20 protein-coding genes and 1 pseudogene are annotated in these 23,122 nt (G+C 69.7%); 8 read left to right on the forward strand and 13 right to left on the reverse strand.

All coding sequences use genetic code 11. The features are described from left to right. Positions 1–65: 65 nt before the first annotated feature. Both X946_RS19155 and X946_RS19165 read left to right on the forward strand, forming a co-directional pair. Entirely contained in the window at positions 66–950 is an 885-nt protein-coding gene (locus tag X946_RS19155) for a LysR family transcriptional regulator (protein ID WP_038750831.1), read from the forward strand. Positions 951–1,446: 496 nt separating this feature from the next. Next, positions 1,447–2,739, forward strand: coding sequence for a haloacid dehalogenase-like hydrolase (locus tag X946_RS19165; RefSeq protein WP_038750837.1), 1,293 nt, complete (start codon positions 1,447–1,449; stop codon positions 2,737–2,739). Positions 2,740–2,912: 173 nt separating this feature from the next. Here the strand turns inward: X946_RS19165 and X946_RS19170 are convergent, their stop codons facing one another. The 8 genes from X946_RS19170 to X946_RS19205 form a co-directional block, all read right to left on the reverse strand. Beyond that, positions 2,913–4,025: an ABC transporter ATP-binding protein gene (locus X946_RS19170; RefSeq protein WP_038750840.1), complete on the reverse strand. Its 1,113-nt coding sequence runs from the start codon at positions 4,023–4,025 to the stop codon at positions 2,913–2,915. 60 nt (positions 4,026–4,085) lie between these two features. Then, entirely contained in the window at positions 4,086–4,784 is a 699-nt protein-coding gene (locus tag X946_RS19175) for an HAD family hydrolase (RefSeq protein ID WP_038750842.1), read from the reverse strand. Beyond that, positions 4,781–5,659: a carbohydrate ABC transporter permease gene (locus tag X946_RS19180; protein WP_038750844.1), complete on the reverse strand. Its 879-nt coding sequence runs from the start codon at positions 5,657–5,659 to the stop codon at positions 4,781–4,783. The genes X946_RS19175 and X946_RS19180 overlap by 4 nt, the downstream gene beginning before the upstream one ends. Further along, positions 5,656–6,600, reverse strand: coding sequence for a carbohydrate ABC transporter permease (locus tag X946_RS19185; protein WP_038750846.1), 945 nt, complete (start codon positions 6,598–6,600; stop codon positions 5,656–5,658). Before X946_RS19185 ends, X946_RS19180 begins: the two co-directional genes overlap by 4 nt. Before the next feature lie 112 nt (positions 6,601–6,712). Beyond that, positions 6,713–8,041, reverse strand: a complete 1,329-nt coding sequence (locus X946_RS19190; protein WP_038750847.1) for an ABC transporter substrate-binding protein — start codon at positions 8,039–8,041, stop codon at positions 6,713–6,715. A 50-nt stretch (positions 8,042–8,091) separates the two neighbouring features. Continuing rightward, the gene (locus X946_RS19195) at positions 8,092–9,516 is read right to left on the reverse strand and encodes a D-tagatose-bisphosphate aldolase, class II, non-catalytic subunit (RefSeq protein WP_038750849.1); all 1,425 of its coding nucleotides are present in this window, start codon (positions 9,514–9,516) and stop codon (positions 8,092–8,094) included. Next, positions 9,504–10,460: a sugar kinase gene (locus tag X946_RS19200; RefSeq protein ID WP_038750851.1), complete on the reverse strand. Its 957-nt coding sequence runs from the start codon at positions 10,458–10,460 to the stop codon at positions 9,504–9,506. Before X946_RS19200 ends, X946_RS19195 begins: the two co-directional genes overlap by 13 nt. A 4-nt stretch (positions 10,461–10,464) precedes the next feature. Continuing rightward, a complete protein-coding gene (locus tag X946_RS19205; protein WP_038750853.1) occupies positions 10,465–11,241 on the reverse strand; it encodes an L-iditol 2-dehydrogenase in 777 nt (258 codons plus the stop codon). Between the two features lie 286 nt (positions 11,242–11,527). Here X946_RS19205 and X946_RS19210 point away from each other — a divergent pair, with 286 nt between their 5' ends. The 4 genes from X946_RS19210 to X946_RS19225 all read left to right on the forward strand — a co-directional run bounded on the left by X946_RS19210 (position 11,528) and on the right by X946_RS19225 (position 14,751). After that, entirely contained in the window at positions 11,528–11,992 is a 465-nt protein-coding gene (locus X946_RS19210) for a Fur family transcriptional regulator (RefSeq protein ID WP_038750855.1), read from the forward strand. Positions 11,993–12,074: 82 nt separating this feature from the next. Then, on the forward strand, positions 12,075–13,046 hold the full coding sequence (locus tag X946_RS19215; protein ID WP_038750856.1) for a metal ABC transporter solute-binding protein, Zn/Mn family: 972 nt from the start codon (positions 12,075–12,077) through the stop codon (positions 13,044–13,046). 24 nt (positions 13,047–13,070) lie between these two features. Continuing rightward, positions 13,071–13,967, forward strand: coding sequence for an ABC transporter ATP-binding protein (locus X946_RS19220; RefSeq protein ID WP_038750858.1), 897 nt, complete (start codon positions 13,071–13,073; stop codon positions 13,965–13,967). Further along, positions 13,960–14,751 carry a metal ABC transporter permease gene (locus tag X946_RS19225; RefSeq protein ID WP_038750884.1) on the forward strand — a complete coding sequence of 264 codons (792 nt, stop codon included), beginning with the start codon at positions 13,960–13,962 and terminating at the stop codon, positions 14,749–14,751. The genes X946_RS19220 and X946_RS19225 overlap by 8 nt, the downstream gene beginning before the upstream one ends. A gap of 196 nt (positions 14,752–14,947) precedes the next feature. Here X946_RS19225 and fghA read toward each other — a convergent pair whose 3' ends face one another. Together fghA and X946_RS19235 are read right to left on the reverse strand one after the other, a co-directional pair. Continuing rightward, complete coding sequence (fghA, locus tag X946_RS19230) at positions 14,948–15,796, reverse strand: S-formylglutathione hydrolase (protein ID WP_038750860.1); 849 nt, start codon at positions 15,794–15,796, stop codon at positions 14,948–14,950. A 284-nt stretch (positions 15,797–16,080) separates the two neighbouring features. Continuing rightward, complete coding sequence (locus X946_RS19235) at positions 16,081–17,187, reverse strand: S-(hydroxymethyl)glutathione dehydrogenase/class III alcohol dehydrogenase (protein WP_038750861.1); 1,107 nt, start codon at positions 17,185–17,187, stop codon at positions 16,081–16,083. 587 nt (positions 17,188–17,774) lie between these two features. Between X946_RS19235 and X946_RS19240 the strand changes: the two genes are divergently transcribed. Beyond that, entirely contained in the window at positions 17,775–18,818 is a 1,044-nt protein-coding gene (locus tag X946_RS19240; protein WP_038750863.1) for a GlxA family transcriptional regulator, read from the forward strand. A 390-nt stretch (positions 18,819–19,208) separates the two neighbouring features. On the opposite strand, the gene X946_RS19250 is transcribed toward X946_RS19240, so the two are convergent. Next, positions 19,209–20,633, reverse strand: a complete 1,425-nt coding sequence (locus X946_RS19250; protein WP_038750867.1) for a xylulokinase — start codon at positions 20,631–20,633, stop codon at positions 19,209–19,211. A 409-nt stretch (positions 20,634–21,042) separates the two neighbouring features. Between X946_RS19250 and X946_RS19255 the strand changes: the two genes are divergently transcribed. Continuing rightward, positions 21,043–22,416 carry a nucleobase:cation symporter-2 family protein gene (locus tag X946_RS19255; RefSeq protein WP_038750869.1) on the forward strand — a complete coding sequence of 458 codons (1,374 nt, stop codon included), beginning with the start codon at positions 21,043–21,045 and terminating at the stop codon, positions 22,414–22,416. Positions 22,417–22,536: 120 nt separating this feature from the next. On the opposite strand, the gene X946_RS34125 is transcribed toward X946_RS19255, so the two are convergent. Further along, positions 22,537–22,842: a hypothetical protein gene (locus X946_RS34125; protein WP_152611747.1), complete on the reverse strand. Its 306-nt coding sequence runs from the start codon at positions 22,840–22,842 to the stop codon at positions 22,537–22,539. 87 nt (positions 22,843–22,929) lie between these two features. Beyond that, a pseudogene (locus tag X946_RS19265) lies at positions 22,930–23,122 on the reverse strand (multidrug transporter); the annotation flags it as partial.

Consider the following 23,122-nt stretch of genomic DNA (forward strand, 5'->3'; position numbering starts at 1 on the left):
GAAGAAAAACTAGGATAGAGTTCCTGACACTGCGGACATCGATGTCCGCAATCGGGAGCGATCGAATGGAGAGTCTGAGCGGGTTCGTCGTGTTCGTGCAGGTCGCGGAGACTCGCAGCTTCGTCGCGGCGGCCCGCGCGCTGGGCGTATCCGCATCGGCCGTCGGCAAGCGGATCGCGCGGCTCGAAGCGCGGCTGAACGTGCGGCTCTTTCATCGCAGCACGCGCAGCATCGCGCTGACGGCCGAGGGCGCGCGCTTTCTCGAGCGGTGCCGGCGCGTGCTCGCGGAAATCGAGCAAGCCGAGCAGGAGCTGTCGCGCAGCGCGCACGCGCCGAGCGGCCGGCTGCGCGTGAGCCTGCCCGCGATCAGCGCGCCCGTGCTGCCCGTGCTCGCCGACTTCATGGCGGCCTACCCGGACATCCTGCTCGACCTCGATTTCACCGATCGGCTCGTCGACGTGATCGACGAAGGCTTCGACGCGGTCGTGCGCGGCGGCGAGCCGCGCGATTCGCGGCTGTCGTCGCGGCTGCTCGGCACGTACAAGCAGGTCATCGTCGGCTCGCCCGATTATTTCGCGCGTCACGGCGCGCCGGACACGCCCGCCGATCTCGCGCGCCACGCATGCCTCCACTATCGCTTTCCGAGCAGCGGCAAGCTGGAGCGCTGGCCGCTGCGGCCCGCGCCCGGCGACGCCGACGTCGAGCTGCCGACGTCGATGATCTGCAACAACGTCGAGACGCGCGTGTGCTTCGCGTTGCGCGGGCGCGGCATTGCATGCGTGCCGGAATTCGCCGTGCGCGACGAGCTCGCGAGCGGCCGGCTGCGCACGGCGCTCGACGCATACGTCGAGCGCTCGCAGTCGTTCTACGTGCTATGGCCGTCGGGGCGGCACGCTTCGCCGAAGCTGCGCGCGTTCGTCGATTTCATCGCCGGGCGCATGTTCGCGTAGGCCAGGCGCGCGCGTTGTCCGCACGTCGTCGATCGGCCCGCACGGGACGAGCAACGGATTTCCCGCGGCGCGGCCGGCCGCCGGCCGCGAGCGAATGGAGACGCGCCGGCCGCGCGCGATCGGATGGCTCGCGCCCGTGCTCGTGCTCGTGCTCGTGCTCGTGCTCGTACTCGGCGCGGCCGATGCCGATGCCGATGCCGATGCGGATGCGGATGCGGATGCGGATGCCGATGCTAGCGCTGGTGCCGATGCCGGGCCAATGCCGGTGCCGATACCGCCCGCACGTCGACACATATCCACGGATTTCCCCGAACCGGCCGCGCGAAGCCGCGCGCGCCGCCGCCCCGGTCGCATTTCGACACATGGATGTCCGATTTTGTCGGGCGATTCGTTTTATGGGCAACGATGCTGAGCGGCACCCGCCTGTTCCGGCGGCTCAGCGGGCGGCCGCGCAATCCGCCCGGCTTCGGCGTGCGAATCCCCTTCGGAGAACTCGATGAAAACAGGACGTCGACACTTCGTGCGCTCGGTCGCGAGCGCCTCGGCCGCGCTCGCGGCCGCCGCATGGTCCCCCGCGCGCGCCGCATCCGACGCGCCCGCGGCCCCGCTCTCGCTCACACCGGGCCGCTGGTCGCCGAACAACGTCGCGCGGCTGCGCGCGGTGCTCGCCGAGCACGGCTCGACGGGCGCGCGCTACCGCGCCGACCGCCGCCCGTACGCGGTGTTCGACTGGGACAACACGAGCATCATGAACGACTGCGAAGAGGCGTTGCTGATGCACCAGATCGACGGGCTGCATTACCGGCTCACGCCCGAGCAGTTCTCCGCGATCCTGCGCCAGGGCGTGCCCGACGGCCCGTTCAATGCGAAGCTCGGCTACACGACGGTCGACGGCAAGCCGGTGCGCATGGAGGACATCGCCGCCGACGTCGACGCCGACTATCGCTGGCTGCACGCGAACTACCGGGGCCTAGCCGGCGACAAGCCGCTCGACGAGATCCACCGCAGCGAGCAGTTCAAGGATTTCCGCGCGAAGCTGTACTTCATGTACGACGCGATCTGCGACACGTATCCCGTCGAGATCGGCTACAAGTGGATCATGTACTGGTACGCGGGCATGACGCGCGACGAACTGCAGACGATGGCGTTCGACAGCAACGTCGCGAATCTCGGCGACGCGCTGCGCAAGGTCACGTACGAGAGCTCGCGCGTGCTGCCGGGCCGAGCGGGCGTCATCGCCGCGACGCACTTCCACGGCATCCGCATCCACGAGGAAATTCGCGCGGTGATGGACACGCTGCGCTCGAACGGCATCGACGTGTACGTCAGCACCGCGTCGCTCGACGACGTCGTGCGCGTGTTCGCGGGCCACCCGGCGTTCGGCTACGGCGTGCCCGCCGAGAACGTGATCGGCATGCGGCTCGTGACGGCCGACGGCAAGTACGTGAACGAATACCTGCCGGACTGGCATTTCAACTACGGGCCGGGCAAGACGGTCGGCATTCGCCGCGAACTGCAGGCGAAGAAGGGCTACGGGCCGCTTCTCGTGTTCGGCGACAGCGACGGCGACGCATGGATGCTGCGCGACTTCGACGATACCGCCGTCGGCGTGATCGTCAACCGGATGAAGAAAGGCGAGATCGGCCTCGACAGCCGCAAGGCGGCCGAGCAGATCGGCGCGAAGAACGCGCGGCTCGTGCTGCAAGGGCGCGACGAGAACACCGGGCTGATGGTCGCCGACGAGCGCTCGATCAAGTACGGCAAACGCGATCCCAAGCTGCTCGCGTGATCGCGACGGCGCGCGGGCGGCGTCGCGTCGCGCGCATCGCGCACGCGGCCTGGCTCGCTCGCGTGCGCCGCCGCCGGCGTGAAAGGCGGCGCCGAGCCCGACGCATCGCATCGCATCGCATCGCATCACGTCACGTCACGTCACGAACCAGCATGTGCGCCTTCGCCGTCGCGTCAAGCCGCCAGCGCGCGCTTCGGCTTGCGCTCGAGCGCGCGCCCGTCTGCGTCGAACAGATGGCAATGCTCGGGCTGTGCGCCGACGCGCAGCATCTCGCCCGCGCGATGCGTGTCGAGCGGCGGAATGCGCGCGATCAACCCGTCCGGCGCAACCGCCGACTCCGCGTACAGATACGCGGCGTCGCCGAGCGATTCGACGGCCATCGTCCGAGCGACGATGCCGTCGCCGCCCGCGACGCCGACCTGCAGATGCTCGGGCCGAATGCCGACCGTCACGCGCTCGCCAGCGCGCAGCCTCGCCGCATCGACGCCGACGCGCTGCGTCTCGCCCGTCGCGAAGCGCACGAGCGCGCCGTCGGCCGATGCCGATTCGATCGCGCCCGCGAGAAAGTTCATCTTCGGCGAGCCGATGAAGCCGGCGACGAACTGGTTCGCCGGCGCGTGATACAGCGCGTTCGGCGTGCCGACCTGCTGCACGCTGCCCGCCGACAGCACGACGATCTTGTCGGCGAGCGTCATCGCCTCGACCTGATCGTGCGTCACGTAGATCATCGTCGTCTTCAGCTCGTCGTGCAGCCGCGCGAACTCGAGCCGCATCTTCACGCGCAGCGCCGCGTCGAGGTTCGACAGCGGCTCGTCGAACAGGAACACCTTCGGCTTTCTCGTGATCGCGCGGCCGATCGCGACGCGCTGCCGCTGCCCGCCCGAGAGCTGCTTGGGCTTCCTGTCGAGCAGATGATCGATGTGCAGGATCTTCGCGGCCTGCTTCACCGCGTCGTCGATCTCCTGCTTCTTCGCGCCCGCGAGCTTCAGGCCGAACGCCATGTTGTCGTAGAGCGTCATGTGCGGATAGAGCGCATACGACTGGAACACCATCGCGATGCCGCGCTTCGCGCTCGGCGCGTCGTTGACCTTCGCGCCGTCGATCAGCAGATCGCCGCTCGTGATGTCCTCGAGCCCGGCGATCATCCGCATCAGCGTGGATTTTCCGCAGCCGCTCGGCCCGACGAACACGACGAACTCGCCGTCCGCGATGTCGAGGTTCACGTTGCGCAGCACTTCGTTGTCGTCGTAGCGCTTGCCGATGTTGCGCAGGAGCACGCTTGCCATGATTTGTCTCCGTTCAGTTGTGCGGCCGCGCGGCGCGCCATGCGCGCGCGGCACGATCGTTCAATGCGGCTCGACCGCGCCCGTCTCGACCCACTGCGCGACGAGTCCGGGCAGCTCGCGCATGTCGTCGAACACGCGCCGCGCGCCGATGCCGCGCAGCGCGCACACATGCGACGGCGACGCGTGGCCGCCGCCGACGAAGCCGAGCACCGTCATGCCGGCCGCCGATGCGGCCGTCACGCCCGTCGCGCTGTCCTCGACGACGAGGCATCGCGACGGCGCGACGCCGAGCGTGTGCGCGGCGGCCAGATAAACGTCGGGCGCGGGCTTCGGCCGCGCGACGCCGTCCGCGCAGAAGATTCGTTCGCCGAAGAAACGCTTGAGGCCCGTGCGTCGCAGCGCGGCGTCGACGTAATGCCGGCGGCTGTTGCTCGCGCACGCGATCGTCAGATCGATTCGCGCGAGCGCCGCGTCGATGCCGTCGACGACGGGCGCCTCGACGGCCGCCGCCTCGACGCTGCGCCGAATCGCTTCGACATCCGAATCGGCGAGCGCGCGGCCCGCGCGCGCGCTCGCGCTGTCGAGCACGCGCTCCGTGCGCAGGCCGAGGAGCGGCATCACGATCGGCCGCACCGCGACGCCCGGCCAGCGCGCCTCGAGCTCGCGCACGAGCACGTCGGCCGCGATCGCCTCGCTGTCGATCAGCACGCCGTCGCAATCGCAGACGAGCGCGCGCGCGCCGCTCGCATGCGCCGTCATTTGACCGCCCCGAACGTGAGGCCGCGCACGAGCTGCTTCTGCGACAGCCAGCCGACGACGAGAATCGGCGCGACGGCGAGCAGCGACGCCGCCGACAGCTTCGCCCAGAAGAGCCCTTCGGGGCTCGAGTACGACGCGATGAACACCGTGAGCGGCGCGGCGTTCGAGCTCGACAGGTTGATGCTCCAGAATGCTTCGTTCCACGACAGGATCACGAGCAGCAGCGCGGTCGACGCGAGGCCGGGCAGCGCCATCGGCATCAGCAGATAGACGATTTCCTGCCACGTCGACGCGCCGTCGATGCGCCCCGCCTCGAGGATGTACTTCGGGATCTCGTTGAAATACGTGAACGTCATCCACACCGCGATCGGCAGATTGATCAGCGTGTAGACGATCACGAGCCCGGACACGGTGTCGAGCAGGCCCGCGTTCTTCCACATCAGATAGATCGGCACGAGCACGCCGACGGACGGCATCATCTTCGTCGACAGCATCCACAGCAGCACTTTCTGCGTGCGCTTGGCCGGAAAGAACGCCATCGCGTACGCGGCGGGCACGGCGAGCAGCAGGCAGATCACCGTGACGCCCGCCGAGATCAGCACCGAGTTCCACGCGAACGCGAAATAGTTGCTGCGCGCGAATACCTCGCGGAAGCTGTCGAGCGTCGGCACGAAGAAGAGCGCGGACGAATACGCCTGCTGCTCGGTCTTGAACGCGGTGATCGCCATCCAGAAGATCGGAAAGAACAGCGCGAGCGCGACGAGCCATGCGAGCACGCCCGGCAGCGCGCGCTTCGCGGCGCCGAGCGCGGCGGGCAGCCCGCCGCCCGCGCCGCGCGACGCGCCGTGTGTGGTCGATGCGGTCAGATCGCTCATGCTTCGTACTCCCCTTTCAGATTCCGCGCGAGCATTCTCACGAGGAAGAACGACACGACGTTCGCGAGCACGACGGCGAGAATGCCGCCCGCCGACGCGAGCCCGACGTCGAACTGCTGCAGGCCGAGCGCGTAGATCAGGTACGACAGGTTCGTCGTCGCGTCGCCCGGGCCGCCGCCCGTCGTCGTGTAGATTTCCGCGAAGATCGACAGCAGGAAGATCGTCTCCATCATCACGACGACCGCGATCGCGCGCTTCAGGTGCGGCAGCGTGATGTAGAAGAACATCGCGATCGGGCCCGCGCCGTCGATCCGCGCGGCCTCCTTCTGCTCCTGGTCGAGCGACTGGATCGCGGTGAACAGAATCAGGAACGCGAACGGCAGCCACTGCCACGCGACGATCATCACGATCGACGCGAGCGGATACTGCGCGAACCAGTCGATCGGCTGCATGCCGAGCGCGCGCATCGCGCGCGCGACGAGCCCGTACACCGGATGCAGGATCATGTTCTTCCAGATGAGCGCCGACACCGTCGGCATCACGAAGAACGGCGCGATCGCGAACAGGCGCGCGACGCCCTGCCCGTAAAACTTGCGATCGAACAGCACCGCCATCAGCACGCCGCCCGCGACCGTGATCGCGAGCACGGAGCCGATCAGCGCGAGCGTGTGCCAGATCGCCGGCAAGAACGACGGATCGGTTGCGAGGAAGCGGTAGTTGTCGAGGCCGGCGAAACCCTTGACGTCGGGATTCAGCAGGTTGTAGCGCGTGAGCGAGAACCAGATCGTCATCGCGAGCGGAATCGCCATCCACAGGAACAGCACGGCGACGGACGGCGTCACGAGCCAGCGCGCCGGCTTGCCGCGCGCGCGCTCGTCGGCGGCGGGCCCCGCATCGCCGAGCGGCGCCGAGTGAGCGAGAGGAAGACGTAAGTGACGCATGATCGGAACCACCTCTTTCGATGCGCGGGCGAGCGCACCGCCGCGCGCCCGCGTTGCTGCGATGCCGTGCGCGCCGCGCCCGCGAGGAGCGCCACGCCGCGCGCGCGGCGCTTCACTTCCGGTAGCCGGCCTGGCGCACCGCGCGATCCGCCGCGGCTTGTCCCGCCGCGAGCGCCTGGTCGACGCTCATCTGCCCCGCCACCGCGCCCGCGATCGCCTGGCCGACGACGGTGCCGAACGACTGGAATTCAGGAATCCCGACATACTGCACGCCCGTGTACGGCACCTTCTTCAGCGACGGATCGTTCGGATCGGCGGTCTGGATCGCCTTCAGCACGAAGTCGGAGAACGGCGCGGCGGCCTTGTACTCGGCGCGCTGATACGTCGACTGGCGCGTGCCGGGCGGCACCGACGCCCAGCCCTCGTCCTTGCCGGCCATCTCGACGTATTGCTTCGACGTCGCCCACGCGATGAACTTCTTCGCCGCGTCCTGCTGCTTCGATGTCTTCGGGATCGCGAGCGCCCACGCCCACAGCCAGTGCGAGCCCTTCGGCGTGACGGCCACGGGCGCCGCCGCGAAGCCGATCTTGTCCGCCACCTGCGATTGCTGCCTGTTGTACAGCATGCCCGCCGCGACCGTCGCGTCGATCCACATCGCGCACTTGCCCGACGCGGTGAGCGTCAGGTTCTCGTTGAAGCCGTTCGAGCTCGCGCCGGGCGGCCCGTTCTTCTTCAGCAGATTCACGTAGAAGTTGATCGCCTTCTTCCACTCGGGCGACGTGAGCTGCGCGTTCCAGTTCTCGTCGAACCAGCGGCCGCCGAACGTGTTGACGACCGTCGACACGTACGCCATGTTCTCGCCCCAGCCCGCCTTGCCGCGCAGGCAGATTCCGTACGTGCCGCTCGCGCGGTCGGTGAGCTTGTCGGCGAATTCGGCGATCTGGTCGTAGGTCGGCTGCTCGGGCATCTTCAGGCCCTTCGCCGCGAACAGGTCCTTGCGGTAGAACGTCATCGAGCTCTCGACGTAGAACGGCAACGCATACAGTTGGCCGTTGTACGACAGCGAGTCGCGCGCCGTCTTGATCACGTCGTTCAGATCGTAATCGGCGGAGAGGTTCGTCATCGGCGTGAGCCAGCCGCGCTTGCCCCACTGCGGCGCTTCGTACGTGCCGATCGCCATCACGTCGAACTGGCCGCTGCCCGTCGTGATGTCCGTCGTCGCGCGCTGGCGCAGCACGTTCTCCTCGAGGATCACCCAGTTGAGCCGGATGTCCGGGTTCGCCTTCTCGAACGCGGACGAGAGCTTCTTCAGCTCGATCATGTCCGGGTTATTGAGCGTCGCGATCGTCAGCGTCGCCGCGTGCGCGGCGAGCGCCGACGACGCGAGCGCGGCGCCGGCGGCAACGCGGGCGGCGGCGGCGATGAACGGCTTTCGTTGCATGGCATGTCTCCTGTTTTGATTTCGTGTTGCCGCCTGTCGGGCAGGCTGCTTCAAGCGCCTTGCTGCAATGCGCACGCGCGCGCGTAGCGCGAGATCACGTCCCGGATGCGATGGCGCACCCATGCGACCGGCTCGCGCGCGAGCTCGCCGCGCCGGCATGCCGCGTACGCGTCGGGCAGCCATTGCGCGACGAGCGTCTCGGGCGGCGCGCGGCGCGCGAGGTTGTCGAGCAGGCGATCAAGCGCCGCCGCGACGGCGGGCTGCAGCCAGTAATAGCGAATCCGGTCACTGTAGCTGAACTGGCGCGCGAGCCGCTGCGCGAGCGCGTCGCCGCGGTAGTAAGGCGCCCAGTATTCGGGGCGCTCGCGCATCGCCGCGTCGATCACGTCGCGCAGCTGCGAGCGCTCTGACGCGTCGTCGAAGAGCGCATCCTCGATGTAAGTGAGCGCGAACAACGCCTCGCGCAGCGCGAAGGTCAGCGCCGGGCCAACCTTCAGGATCGCGAAGTGATCGCGCACGAGCGCGGCGAGCGCGCCTTCCGTCTGATAGTCGGTCGAATGCGCCTCGAACACGAGGCCCGGCGCGCGCAGCACGCTCGCGCCGAGCTCGGCCGCGCGCACCGGATCGTAGTCGAGCACGCGGCGATCGTCGAAGTCGACGCCCGGCTGCGCGACGATCGCGATCACGCGCGACCACGCGTCCAGCAAGCCATGTCGCGCGAACGCGTCGCGGTGCGCGGCGAGCGTGGCGCTCACGCTCGCCGCGCGCGTGACGTCGATCCGCGCGAACGCGCCGTCGTCGGCCGCCGCGCCGCCGCGCGCATGGCGCGCAGGCGGATTTGCTTCGTCATCCGGATCGTTTGCCGTTTCCGTCTGCGCCGCGCTCACCTCGCCCCCCGGCGTCGGCACTTCGGTACCGACCACGTAGACGGGCGACACGCCGGCGCCGGCCGCCGCTTCTTCGGCGGCCGCGCACAGTTGCGCGGCGCGCTCGGCGATCGTCGCGTCGGGCAGCGGCGCGGCGTCGTCCGCGCACGCCATGCTCGCGTCGAGATGAATCTTCGTGAAGCCGGCGGCCACATACGCGGCGACCATCGCCCGCGCCTCGCGCATCGCGTCGCGCGCGGCCAGGTGCCGCCACGGATTCGGGCCGAGATGATCGCCGCCGAGAATCAGCGCCTGCGCCGGAAAGCCCGCTTCACGCGCGAGCGAGTCGACGTCGCGGCGAAAATCCGCGGGCGTCATCCCGGTATAGCCGCCGCGGTGATTGACCTGATTGCAGGTGGCCTCGACGAGCAGCGGCGATTCGTCGGCGCGCGCCGCCTCGAGCGCCGCTTCGAGCACGAGGCGATGCGCGCTGCACACCGAATAGATGCCGCTCGCGCGGCCTGCGCGGTTCGCGTCGAAGATCTCGCGCAAGAGCTGCACGTGGCCGCTCGCGCGCGGACGTTGCGCGATCGCGTTCACGCCGCGCATCGCACACCCCGCTCGGCGAGAAAACGGTCGATGTCGTCCGGCATGCTGTTGCCCTCCATCGGCCCGATGCGCGACACCGCGAGCGCGCCCGCCGCGTTCGCGCGCATGAGGGCGGTCGCCACCGGCAGCCCCGCGATCGCGCCGGCGACGAACGTGCCGCCGAAACAGTCGCCCGCGCCGGTCGGATCGACTTCGGCGGTCGCGTACGCGGGCGCGGCGACGCTGCCCGTGCGGTCGAACGCGGCGCTGCCCGCCGCGCCGCGCTTGAGCACGACGCGCTCGAGCAGCGGATGCGTCGCGAGCAGCCCCGCGATCGCGCGCTCGGCGGGCTGCGGCCCGCAAAAGTACGGCAGATCGACTTCGCTCGGCAGGAACAGGTGGCACGCGTCGAGCAGCTCGTGAAGCGCCGCGCGCATCGGCTCGAAGGCGAGCATCTCGGCGCGCACGTTCGGATCGAACGAGATCTTCGCGCCGACGCGCGCCGCCTCGATCACGCCGCGCTTCACCGCGGCGATCGCGTTCTCGCTCGTGAGCGACGAGCCCATCACGTGGAAATAGCGGCAGCCGGCGAACATCGACGCATCGACGTCGGCCGGCTCGAGCAGCGCGCTCGCGCTGCCTTCGATGCTGAATACGAATTGCCGGCCGCCGTCCGCGCGATACGCGACGCACGCGATGCCGGTCGGCCGCGCGGCGCGGCGAATGCGCGCGACGTCGACGCCGTGGCCCGCGAGCCGCGCGACGATCGCGTCGCCGAACGCATCGCGGCCGACGCAGCCCGCATACGCGACCGACGCGCCCATGCGCGCCGCCTGATCGGCGAAGATCGCGGGCGCGCCGCTCGGGAACGGGCCGGCGAACTCGCCCGGCGCGTCGAAGCCCTGGCCGCGCTTCGCGGCGACGAATTCGGCGAGCAGTTCGCCCGCGACGACGATCGCGGCCATGATGTCAGCTCATCCAGTTGCCGCCGTCGACGTTCAGCGTCTGGGCGGTGATGTAGTCGGCGTCCGCCGAGGCGAGAAAGAGCGCCGCGCCGGCGAGATCATCGGGCACGCCCATCCGGCCGAGCGGCACCGCTTCGCCGACGAGCCGCTTCTTCTCGCCGAGCGGACGGTTCTCGTAGCGCGCGAAGAGCGCGTCGACCTGCTCCCACATCGGCGTGTCGACCACGCCGGGCGCGATCCCGTTCACGTTGATCCGGTGCTTCGCGAGCGCGAGCGCGGCCGACTGCGTGTAGCTCAGCACCGCGGCCTTCGTCGCGCAGTAGTGCGACACGAGCGCCTCGCCGCGGCGTCCCGCCTGCGACGACATGTTGATGATCTTGCCGCCGCGCCCCTGCTCGACCATGCGCTGCGCGACCGCCTGCATCAGGAAGAACATGCCCTTCACGTTGACCGCGAACAGGCGATCGAACACGTCCCACGATTCGTCGAGGAGCGGGCGCATGTCGAACAGCGCCGCGTTGTTGAAGAGAATGTCGACGCCGCCGAAGCGCTCGACGGCCGTGGCGACGATGCGCGCGATGTCGTCGCGGCGCGTGACGTCCGCCGGCACGGCGACCGCGCGGCCGGGATGCGCGTCGACGAGCCGCGCGAGGGAGCCGTCGGCCGGTTTCAGATCGACGAGCACGCAATGCGCGCCCTCTGCCAGATAGCGTCGCGCCACCGCTTCGCCGATACCGCTTGCCGCGCCCGTCAGGATCGCGACTTTCCGCTGCAGTCTCACTGGTGTCTCCGATTCGGATTCGTTATACGTCGCGCCGCCGGCCGCGAAACCGAGCGTTCGCTCATTAACCGATCATTTGCTCTGATTGCGAACGAATGATCGGCCACGAAGCCGGCACTGTCAAGGCGGAAAATCGGTCTTTCGATGATGCGCCGCCGCATCGCGGAGGCGGGCGGCCCAGACGGGACAAGGCTTGCAGGGGTTGCGGCGGGATGTGCGGCGCGGGGATGCAGCGCGCCCGGATACGTTATATCATCACGCATCTCCCGCCCGACCGGTTCGCACGATGGCCTCGACCCACTCCCTCGCCGCCCGCCTTTCCCGCGCCGACGCGTTCGCCGCCGAGCACGGGCTCGCGTGGACGCCGCTGCGCCGGCAGGTCTACGAGCACGTGCTCGCCGCCGGCCGGCCGATCGGCGCATACGATCTGCTCGCCGAGCTCGAGCCGCAGCGCGGCCGCGTGCCGCCGACGACCGTCTACCGCGCGCTCGAGTTTCTCGTCGAGCACGGCTTCATCCACCGGATCGAATCGAAGAACGCGTTCATCGCCTGCTGCGAGATCAGCAAGCCGCACGAAGGGCAGTTCCTGATCTGCGAGGAATGCGGCGAGACCGTCGAGATTCCGGGCGGCGATCTCGCCAAGCAGCTGTCGGCGAGCCCGCCCGCGCACGGCTTCGAGGTGCACCGGCAGGTCGTCGAGCTCACCGGCCTGTGCGGGCAGTGCAAGACGAAGCACGCGCCCCACGGCTGAGCCGTCCGCCGCGTCCTTGCGCCGCGCTTTCCGGCTGTTTTTCCGGCTTTTCATCTCGTCAACCGAATCGAGGATCGACCGCATGACCCTTGCCGCCACGTCGCGCGCGCCGCTGCGCGCGCTTGCCCCTTCATCGCGCCCGGCGCGCTCGCCGCTCACGCTTCGCTCGTCGCCGCTGCTGCGCGCGGCGCGCGCGCTCGCCGCCGGAGCCGCCGCGCTCGCGTTCGCGGGCGCCGCGTTCGCGCAGAACGCGGCCGTCAAGATCGTCGCCGCCGAGAATTTCTACGGCGACGTCGCGAAGCAGATCGGCGGCGCGCACGTCGCGGTGTCGAGCGTCCTCAGCAATCCGGATCAGGACCCGCATCTGTTCGAAGCGAGCCCGAAGGTCGCGCGCGAGCTGCAGCGCGCGGACCTCGTGATCTACAACGGCGCCGACTACGATCCGTGGATGGCGAAGCTCCTCGCCGCGTCGAAGAACGCGAAGCGCACGATCGTCGTCGTCGCCGAGCTCGTCGGCAGGAAGGCGGGCGACAACCCGCACCTGTGGTACGACCCGGCGACGATGCCCGCCGCCGCGCGCGCGCTCGCCGCGGCGCTCGGCTCGGCGGACCCCGCGCACAAGGCCGAGTACGACGCGAATCTGGCGAAGTTCGTCGCGTCGATGAAGCCGGTCGACGCGAAGGTCGCCGAGCTGCGCGCACGCTACAAGGGCGCGCCCGTGACCGCGACGGAGCCCGTGTTCGGCTACATGGCCGACGCGATCGGGCTCGACATGCGCAATCAGCGCTTCCAGCTCGCGACGATGAACAATACCGAGGCGAGCCCCGCCGACGTCGCCGCGTTCGAGAACGATCTGAAGAAGCGCCAGGTGCGCGTGCTGATCTACAACAGCCAGGCGGTCGAGCCGATGACGAAGCGGATGTTGAAGCTCGCGCAGGACGCGCGCGTGCCGAGCGTGAGCGTCACCGAGACGCAGCCCGCCGGCAAGACCTTCCAGCAATGGATGCTCGCCCAGCTCGACGCGCTCGCGGCGGCGCTCGGCCAGCGCCCGTAACGAACGTCTAGCAACGGCCACGACATGACCCACCCCAGGCATGCGCTCGAACTCGATCACGTGACGCTCGCGCTCGGCGGCCGCACGATCCTGCGCGACGCGAGCTTCGCCGTCGAGCCGGGCGAATTCGTCGGCGTGCTCGGGCCGAACGGCGCGGGCAAGACGACGCTGATGCGCGCGCTGCTCGGCCTCGTGCCCGCGCAATCCGGCTCGATTCGCGTCGCGGGCGAGCCCGTCGCGCGCGGCAATCCGGCGATCGGCTACATGCCGCAGGTTCGCAGCGCGCTCGCCGGACGCCGCGTGCGCGGCCGCGATTTCGTCGCGACGGCGGCGGACGGCCATCGCTGGGGGCTGCCCCACGCGAGCGCCGCGATCGCCGCCGACGTCGACCGCGTGCTCGAGCTCGTCGGCGCGACGGCGCTCGCGAAGCGGCCGCTGTCCGAGCTGTCGGGCGGCGAGCGCCAGCGCCTGCTGCTCGCGCAATGCCTGCTCGGCGCGCCGAAGCTCCTGCTGCTCGACGAGCCGCTCATCAGCCTCGATCCGAACCATCAGCGCGGCGTCGTCGAGCTCGTGCGGCGCGTGCAGCGCGAGCTCGGCATCACCGTGCTGTTCTCCGCGCACGAGCTCAATCCGCTCTTGAACGCGCTCGACCGCGTGCTGTATCTCGGCAACGGCGTCGCGGCGCTCGGCACCGTCGACGAGGTGATCACGAAGCCCGTGCTGTCGCGCCTGTACGGCTCGCCGATCGACGTGATGCGCGTGAACGGCCGCATCTTCGTGATGTCGGGCGACGTCGAAGTCGAGAAGCACGATCACGGGCACGAGGACGAGCACGACCACGATCATGGCCACGGCCACGATCACGCGCACGGCCGCGGGCATGCGCGTTCACACGGCGGCAGGCGCACACACGATGTTTGAATACGAATTCATGATCAACGCGTTCGCGGCGGCGGGGATCGTCGCCGTGCTCGCGGGCGTCGTCGGCTATTTCCTCGTGCTGCGCGGGCAGACGTTCGCGGGCCACGCGCTGTCGCACGTCGGCTTCACCGGCGCGACGGGCGCGGCGCTCTTCGGCCTGTCGCCGATCTGGGGGATGATCGGCTTCACGCTCGCCGCGGGCATCAGCATGGGCGCGCTCGGCGAGCGGCTCGCGGGCCGCGACGTCGCGATCGGCGTGACCCTGTCCGTCGCGCTCGGGTGCGGCTTGCTGTTCCTGCATTTCTACACGAGCTATGCGACGCAGGTCACGGCGCTCCTGTTCGGCAACGTGCTCGGCGTGAGCCACGCGACGCTCGTCGTGCTCGCCGCGATCGGCGCCGTGAGCCTCGCCGCGCTCGCGGCGATCGCGCGCCCGCTCCTCTTCGCGTCGCTGCAGCCGGAGCTCGCGGAGGCGAAAGGCGTGTCGCTGCGGCTCGTGTCGATCCTGTTCCTGTCGATCTGCGCGCTCGCCGTCGCCGCGTGCACGCAGATCGTCGGCGTGCTGCTCGTGTTCACGCTGCTCGTCGGGCCGGCCGCCGCCGCGCAAAACCTCGCGGCGCGCCTGTCGACGGGCGTCTGGCTCGCGGCCGCGTTCGCGCTCGGCCAGGCATGGCTCGGCATCACGCTCGCGTACTACACCGACTGGCCGACGAGCTTCTGGATCACCGCGCTGTCGGCGGCCGTGTACGGCGCGAGCCTCGTCGGAAGACGGCGTCACGCGTGACGCGCGACGGCGCGCGATGACGCGCGCGGCGGCGCGCGCCGTGCCGTCACGCGTGGTGTCCTGCCGTGCCGTCACGCGCCGCGCCCGGCCGATGAAAAAAGCCCGCACCGCTCCTTCGAGCCGTGCGGGCTTTTCGTTGCCGCATCGCGGCGCGCGATCGGGCTGGGCTTATTGAGCTTATCGCGCGCTCATCGGTTCATCGCCCCAGCACGCGCGCGTGATGCGCGATGTGATCGGCGATGAACGTCGAGATGAAGTAATAGCCGTGGTCGTAGCCTTCGTGGCGGCGCAGCGTGAGCGGCTGTCCCGCCGCGCGGCACGCGGCTTCGAACACGTCCGGGTTCAGTTGCGTCGGCAGGAACTGGTCGGCGAGCCCCTGATCGATCAGGATGCCTTCGTCGAAGCGCTTCGCGCCCGCGCGCGCGACGAGTTCGCTCGCGTCGTACTGCTTCCACGCTGCGCGATCGGCGCCCAGATAGCCGGACAACGCCTTCTCGCCCCACGGGCAGCGCGACGGCGCGGCGATCGGCGCGAACGCCGACACCGACCGATACACGTGCGGATTGCGCAGCGCGAGCACGAGCGCGCCGTGGCCGCCCATCGAGTGGCCGAAGATGCCGAGCCGCGCGCCGTCGATCGGCAGCTCGGCCGTCGCGATCTCGCGCAGCTCGTCGACGACGTACGAATCCATCCGCCAGTGCGCGGCCCACGGCGCCTCGGTCGCATTCACGTAGAAGCCCGCGCCGACGCCGAAGTCCCACGCGTCGGCCTCGCCCGGCACGCCCGCGCCGCGCGGGCTCGTATCGGGCGCAACGAGCGCGATCCCGTGCTGCGCGGCGAAACGCTGCGCGCCCGCCTTGATCGCGAACGTCTCTTCCGTGCACGTGAGCCCCGCGAGGTAGAACAGCGCCGGCACGCGGCCGTGCGCCGCCTGCGGCGGCAGGTACGCGGAGAACTTCATCGGCAGTCCGATCGTCTTCGATTCGTGCCGATAGAAGCGCTGCTCGCCGCCATGACATGCATGCGACGAAACGAGTTCAAGCATCGTTCTCTCCTGTCGACCCGGCGCTCGAGCGCCGAGTCCGATCCCGTTCAGAGCGGTTGGCGCCGCAGCGCCCATGTCGGCCGGATATCGGCCGGATATCGGCCGGACGTCGGCCGAAGCGAGCGACCGAGCGCCGGGTCCGGCCCCTGCAAAGCCGGGAGCGCGTCGGCGTCGGCTCCAGCCCAGCGCTTCGCGCGCGGCTCCCATGCGAAGCCGTCGCTCGGATGCCGAACGGACGCTGCGCTGACTTGTGCGCCGCGCCCGCTCCCATCCGAAGCCCGCGATCAATACAGCACCACCGAGCGGATCGATTCGCCCGTCTTCATCAGGTCGAAGCCGTCGTTGATCTTCTCGAGCGGCAGCGTGTGCGTGATCAGATCGTCGATGTTGAGCTTGCCTTCCATGTACCAGTCGACGATCTTCGGCACGTCGGTGCGGCCGCGCGCGCCGCCGAACGCCGAGCCCTTCCATTCGCGGCCCGTCACGAGCTGGAACGGCCGCGTGCTGATCTCCTCGCCCGCCGCCGCGACGCCGATGATGAAAGACTGGCCCCAGCCCTTGTGCGTGCACTCGAGCGCCTGGCGCATCACCTTCACGTTGCCGATGCATTCGAACGAATAGTCCGCGCCGCCGTCCGTGAGCTGCACGATGTGATCGACCACGTTCTCGACCTCGTTCGGATTGACGAAGTGCGTCATCCCGAACTTCTTCGCGAGCTCGACGCGCTTCGGGTTGATGTCGACGCCGATGATCTTGTCCGCGCCCACCATCCTCGCGCCCTGGATCACATTGAGGCCGATCCCGCCGAGGCCGAACACCACGACGTTCGCGCCCGCCTCGACCTTCGCCGAGTACACCACCGCGCCCACGCCCGTCGTCACGCCGCAGCCGATGTAGCAGATCTTGTCGAACGGCGCGTCCTCGCGCACCTTCGCGACCGCGATCTCGGGGACGACGATGTAGTTCGAGAACGTCGACGTGCCCATGTAGTGGAAGATCGGCTTGCCGCCGATCGAGAAGCGCGACGTCGCGTCCGGCATCAGGCCGCGCCCTTGCGTCGCGCGGATCTTCTGGCACAGGTTCGTCTTGCGCGACAGGCAGAACTTGCACTCGCGGCATTCGGGCGTGTAGAGCGGAATCACGTGATCGCCCTTCTTCACTGTACCGACGCCCGGCCCGACGTCGACGACGACGCCCGCGCCCTCGTGCCCGAGGATCGCCGGGAAGATGCCTTCCGGGTCCGCGCCGGACAGCGTGTAGTAGTCGGTGTGGCAGATGCCCGTCGCCTTCACTTCGATCAGCACCTCGCCCGCGCGCGGACCGTCGAGATCGACTTCTTCGATCGTCAGCGGTTCGCCCGCCTTCCAGGCGATCGCGGCTTTCGTTTTCATGCGTGTTCTCCGGAGAAATAACTGGGTTGAGTGCCCCAAAGTGTATCCGCATGCGCGGCCGGCCCGGCGGCAGCGGGTGGGAAATTGGCAGGAATCGGCGGAAAGTTGTCAGGGCCCGGCGGCCGTCGCGGCGGCCGTTCCGCTCGCGCCGCCCTGCGTGCGGCCGAGCGCGCGCGCCCGCCGGCCGGAGGCGCGGCCGGTGATTGCACCCCAACTCGCGAATGCGCGGCCGGCCGTCAGCGGCGTGATCGGCACAATACGGCTGAACGGCGCAAAGACGGGCGAACGAAATGAACGCGGACGAGCGCGGCAGACGGCGAAGGCGCACGAGCAGCCCGCGCATGCGCGCCGGCGATCAAGGGGCGATGCGCGCCGGACGAAGCGCGCATCGCGCCCAACGCCGGCCCCGGCCGCGCCCGCCGGCCGGACATGCTCGCGAGCGACGGCAATCGCGAGCGAGGCAACCGTGCGCCGCTACGCTACGCGCCGCGGCGTGGCGTGGCGTGGCGCGGCGCGGCAAGCGATCGTCCCGACCGATGAAGTGGGTTAAGATCGGCGCGGTCTCGGCAAGTCGATGGTGAAGCAGCATGGCAGCGGAAATTCCCCTCCGACATCGCACGACGACCGTCGATGTCGTGATCTATCCGGGATTCAAGGCGATCGAGGCCGTCGGCGTCATCAACGTGTTCGATTACGCGAACGCGCGGCTCGCGGCCGCCGGGCTCCCGCCCGTCTACGATCTGCAGATCGCCGCGCCCGCGAAGGGCGCGGTCAAGTCCGACACCCTCATCGTGCTCGAAGCGACCAAGGCGATCGACACCCTCGCCGTGCCGGACACGGCGATCGTCGTCGGCGCGCGGGATATCGAGCGCGCGCTGCGCGACACGTCGATGCTCGTCGGATGGTGCCGCGACGTGTCGGGCAGGATCGGCCGGATGGTGGGGCTGTGCTCGGGCTGCTTCTTTCTCGCCGAGTCCGGGATGCTCGACGGCCGCCGCGCGACGACGCACTGGAGCGTCGCCCACACGCTGCAGGCGCGCTATCCGGCCGTGAAGGTGGAACCCGACGCCATTTTCGTGCGGGAAGGCAACGTGTGGACGTCGGCGGGCGTGACGGCCGGCCTCGATCTCGCGCTCGCGATGGTCGAGGAGGATCTCGGCCGCGACATCGCGCTCGCCGTCGCGCGCGATCTCGTGATCTATCTGAAGCGGCCCGGCGGACAATCGCAGTTCAGCGTGTATCTGGCGAGCCAGATGACCGCGCATTCGTCGATCCGCGACGTTCAGGACTGGATTCTGAATTCGCTCGGCGAGCGTCTGAGCGTCGCGCAACTCGCGAAGCGCGCCGCGATGAGCGAGCGCAACTTCATCCGCGTCTTCGTGCGGGAAACCGGCTATCGCCCGGCCGAATTCATCGAAATCGCACGGCTCGAAAAGGCGCGCCGCATGCTCGAGCAGGAGGAACTGCCGCTCAAGACGGTCGCCGTGCGCAGCGGGTTCCATTCCGACGATCAACTGCGGCGCGTGTTCGTGCGCCGCCTCGGCGTGACGCCCGGCGCTTACCGCGAACGTTTCTCGGGCACCGGCGTGCGCGACGCGGCCGCGAGCGAAGGCGCGGACTTCACGGACTGAAGCACGGGCCGCGGCGAGCGCGGCGACGGTTCCCGGAATCCCGGACGGCGGCGCGGCGGCGATGCAATTCGCGCGGCGCATACGTCGATTCGACGACGACGCGCGTGTCGCGCCGACCGGCATCGCCGTCGCCGCCCCGCCAACGCAACCGCAACGCAACCGCAACGCACCGGCAACACCCCGGCAACGCTTGCGCGCCCGTGCCGAACCACCGATCTCCGAGCATGCTGCCGGCAAAAACGCCTGCGCCGCCGCGGTACCCCGGCCTTCCCCGCGGCACCGCGTCGACGCGGCGCACGCGGCGCACGCGGCGCACGCATCGCGTTCACGACAACGATCACATCGCACGGACCGAATCGGCATCGCCGCCCGCCGCAGCGGCGGCCATATTCAAATGCCCGTGTCGAACCACGCTTCGGTCCGCCGATACAGATCGACGAAGCGCGCATGGCGCGCGGCGAGCGCGGCATCGTGCCCGGGCTTGGCGACGCATGTCGCGCCCGGCCCGAGCGCGACGAGCTCCGTCGCGCGCCAGTGTTCCGCGGCGACGCCGCCGAGCAGCGCCGCACCGCGCGCGGCGGCGTCCGCGCCGTCGACTGCGTGCAGTTCGACGTCGAGCGCGTCGGCCAGCAATTGCCGCCAGCGCGGATCGACCGAGCCGCCGCCCGCGAGCCGCAGCGCGCGCACGGGCGAGCCGTCCGCGCGGATCGCATCGAGCCCCGCGCGCAGCGCGAACGCGACGCCCTCGAACGCCGCGCGCATCAAAGCGCCGCGCGAATCGCCGAGCGACAGGCCGAGCCAGCCGCCGCGCGCGGCGGGATTCATCCACGGCGAGCGTTCGCCCGTCAGGTACGGCAGGAAGCTGATCTGCGCGGCCGCGTGAGCACCGAACGCATCGTCGTACGCGGCGCGCCAATCCGGATAGACGAGCCAGCCGCGCGCCGATTCGAGCGCGATCCCGACGTTCTGCATCGCGGCCATCGTGTAATAGCGCGCGCCGCCCGCCGCACGATAACGGTGCAGGCCCGCGCGCGGCGCGGCGCCCTGCGCGGTCAGCACGACAATCTGGCCGCCCGTGCCGGTCGTCAGCAGCGCGTCGCCGTCGCGCGCGAGGCCGCTGCCGAGCGCCGCGCACGGCGTGTCGCCCGCGCCCGTCGCGAGCGCGACGCCTGCCGGCAGCCCAAGCGCGCGCGCCGCGTCGGCCGACAACGCGCCGCACCGCGCATCCGATGCACGCGGCGCGGCGAACAGCGCGCGCGGCAGGCCGAGCGATGCGATCAGCGCATCGTCCCAGTCTCCGTCCGGGCCGGCGAGCGCGGTCGCGCACGCGTCGGACGGATCGCTCGCGACGTCGCCGCCCAGCGCGACGCGCAGCCAGTCCTTCGGCTGCAGCGCCCAGCGCGCGGCGCGCAGCACATCCGGCTCGTGCGCGGCGAGCCACGCGAGAAGCGGCCCCGCCATGCCCGGCGACACGGGATTCGGCGACGCGGGCCAGCGCGCGACGAGCGCGGTCGCGCGCGCGTCCGGCCACAGCATCGCGGGCCGCAGCGCGCGGCCGCACGCGTCGGCCAGCACGACGCCGTGCATCTGCCCCGACAAGCCGATCGCCCGCACCTGCGCGCGCTCGTGCTCGGGCAGCCGCCTGGCCGCGTCGACGAGCGCGCGCCACCACGCGGCGACGTCGATCTCCGCCCAGCCGGGCTGCGGCGTCGCGACCGCATACGCGGCGCCCGACGACGCGCGCACGCGGCCGTCGCCGTCGACGATCGCGAGCTTGAGAGAACCGGTCCCCAGATCGATGCCGAGAAATCGCATAACGGAACATGGATTCGAATGAGCCGACGCCGATGATAACCGCCCTGCCCGGCCGCGCCCGCACGATCGGCATCCGCGGCCCGGATGCGCGTTCAAGCCGGCTGGAAGCGGCTCGTCGCGGGTTAACCCAGTGCGGCTTTCGCGCATCGCGCGCGGCCACTATGCCGGCCAGCCGATACAGACCATAAACCAGACGATATTTGGCGACGTCGACCGATCAATATTGAACGGCGATAAAACCGGGACACCCACTCCAGCCGCAGGCCCCCGTGATGAACGCACCGCTGTCCGACGCACGGCGCGCATATCGACGCAGCAAAGCACGGAATAGAAACCAGCGCTCTTGTTGCGATTCGTCAATGCGCATAACGTTGAACCATCTTCAAAACAAGATCATGGAGTGAGACAGATGCAATCGAACACGGTCCATCCGTGCGATGAGCTGCTGCCTTCCGGCAAGCTGCTGACGCTCGGGCTACAGCACGTTCTCGTCATGTACGCGGGCGCCGTCGCGGTGCCGCTCATCGTCGGCGGCGCGCTCAAGCTGCCGAAAGACCAGATCGCATTCCTGATCAGCGCGGACCTGTTCGCGTGCGGGATCGCGACGCTGATCCAGACGCTCGGCGTGTGGATCTTCGGCATCCGCCTGCCCGTCATCATGGGCTGCACGTTCGCGGCCGTCGGCCCGATGATCGCGATCGGCACGAACCCCGGCCTCGGCATCCTCGACATCTTCGGCTCGACGATCGCCGCGGGCGCGATCGGCATCGTGCTCGCGCCGATGATCGGCAAGCTGTTGCGATTCTTCCCGCCCGTCGTCGTCGGCACCGTGATTTCGGTGATCGGGCTGTCGCTGATGGAAGTCGGGATCAACTGGGCGGCGGGCGGCGTCGGCAATCCGAACTACGGCGACCCCGTCTACCTCGGCCTGTCGCTCCTCGTGCTCGCGCTGATTCTCCTCATCAACAAGTTCGGCCGGGGCTTCGTCGCGAACATCTCGGTGCTGCTCGGCATGGTCGCCGGCTTCGCGATCGCGTTCGCCGCGGGCCGCGTGAACACCGACGGCGTCGCGGCGGCGCCGTGGCTCGGCTTCGTCGCGCCGTTCCATTTCGGACTCCCGCATTTCGATCCGTTGGCGATCGCGACGATGGTGATCGTGATGTTCGTCACGTTCATCGAATCGACCGGGATGTTCCTCGCGGTCGGCGACATGGTCGAGCGGCCCGTCGATCAGGACACGCTCGTGCGCGGCCTGCGCGTCGACGGGCTCGGCACGCTGATCGGCGGCATCTTCAATTCGTTTCCGCACACGTCGTTCTCGCAGAACGTCGGGCTGATCGGCGTGACCGGCGTGAAGAGCCGCTTCGTCTGCGCGACGGGCGGCATGATCCTCGTGCTGCTCGGCCTCTTTCCGAAGATGGCGCAGCTCGTCGCGTCGGTGCCGCCCTTCGTGCTCGGCGGCGCGGGCATCGTGATGTTCGGGATGGTGGCCGCGAACGGCGTGAAGGTGCTGTCGAAAGTCGATTTCGTGCGCAACCATCACAATCTGTTCATCGTCGCGGTGAGCATCGGCCTCGGCCTCGTGCCCGTCGTGTCGCCGAACTTCTTCTCGAAGCTGCCCGCCGCGCTCGCGCCGATCCTTCACAGCGGAATCCTGCTCGCGTCGGTGTCGGCCGTCGTGCTCAATCTCGTGTTCAACGGGATGAAGGGCGAACAGGACGCGCGCTGCGACATCCGCCGCGCAGGCCGCGACTTCGACGGAAGGCCCGCCGATCTGCATTGAATCGACGGCGCGCGGCGCGCGGCGTGCCGCCGTGCCGCCGTGCCGCCGTGCCGCCGTGCAGGCAATCGAACACGAACGCCGCGCGTTGAATCGCCTCGCCGAAGTCGGGCCTCGATCCGATCATCGCGTGGCGATTGCACGGCGTACGGCGCCGCGCGCCGCGAATCGAACGACTACCCCGCTTCGTGAAGCGCGCGGCGAAAAGCCCGCGAGCAATCCGGTCTTCATGGCGCGGCTCGTTTCGCGGCGTTTCTCGTTTTCGCCCCATGCGGCAGTCGAAGCGCCGATCGAACATACGGGCGTGCCGCTTGCGCGCGCAGCGGCCGCGCCGACGTTGCATCGACGACGCGGCGCGACGGCGGCGGGAATCGGATCGCGACCGCCAAACAAAAACCCCGCGTTCCGAAGAACGCGGGGTTCTTTCATTCACGCCGCGACGCATCCGTCGCCGCTCACGCACCGCGCGACGGGCGAACCAACCGCGTTCGCTCGCCGAGCGGCGCGGGCGACCGCTTAGCCGGCCGTCGTCGCGCCGGCGGACGCGGCGGGCACGGCCGACGCCGCCGCGGGCACGGCCGCACGTCCGTAGTCGACGGGCGCATCCGCGGGGCGCGGCGTGTCGCCCGCGCGCTCGATCCAGCCGCCGCCCAGCGCGCGGTACAGATCGACGAGGTTCGTCCAGCGCGCGAGCCGCGCGCTGATCAAC

The organism is Burkholderia sp. ABCPW 111 (assembly GCF_000773065.1).
Lineage (GTDB): Bacteria > Pseudomonadota > Gammaproteobacteria > Burkholderiales > Burkholderiaceae > Burkholderia > Burkholderia savannae.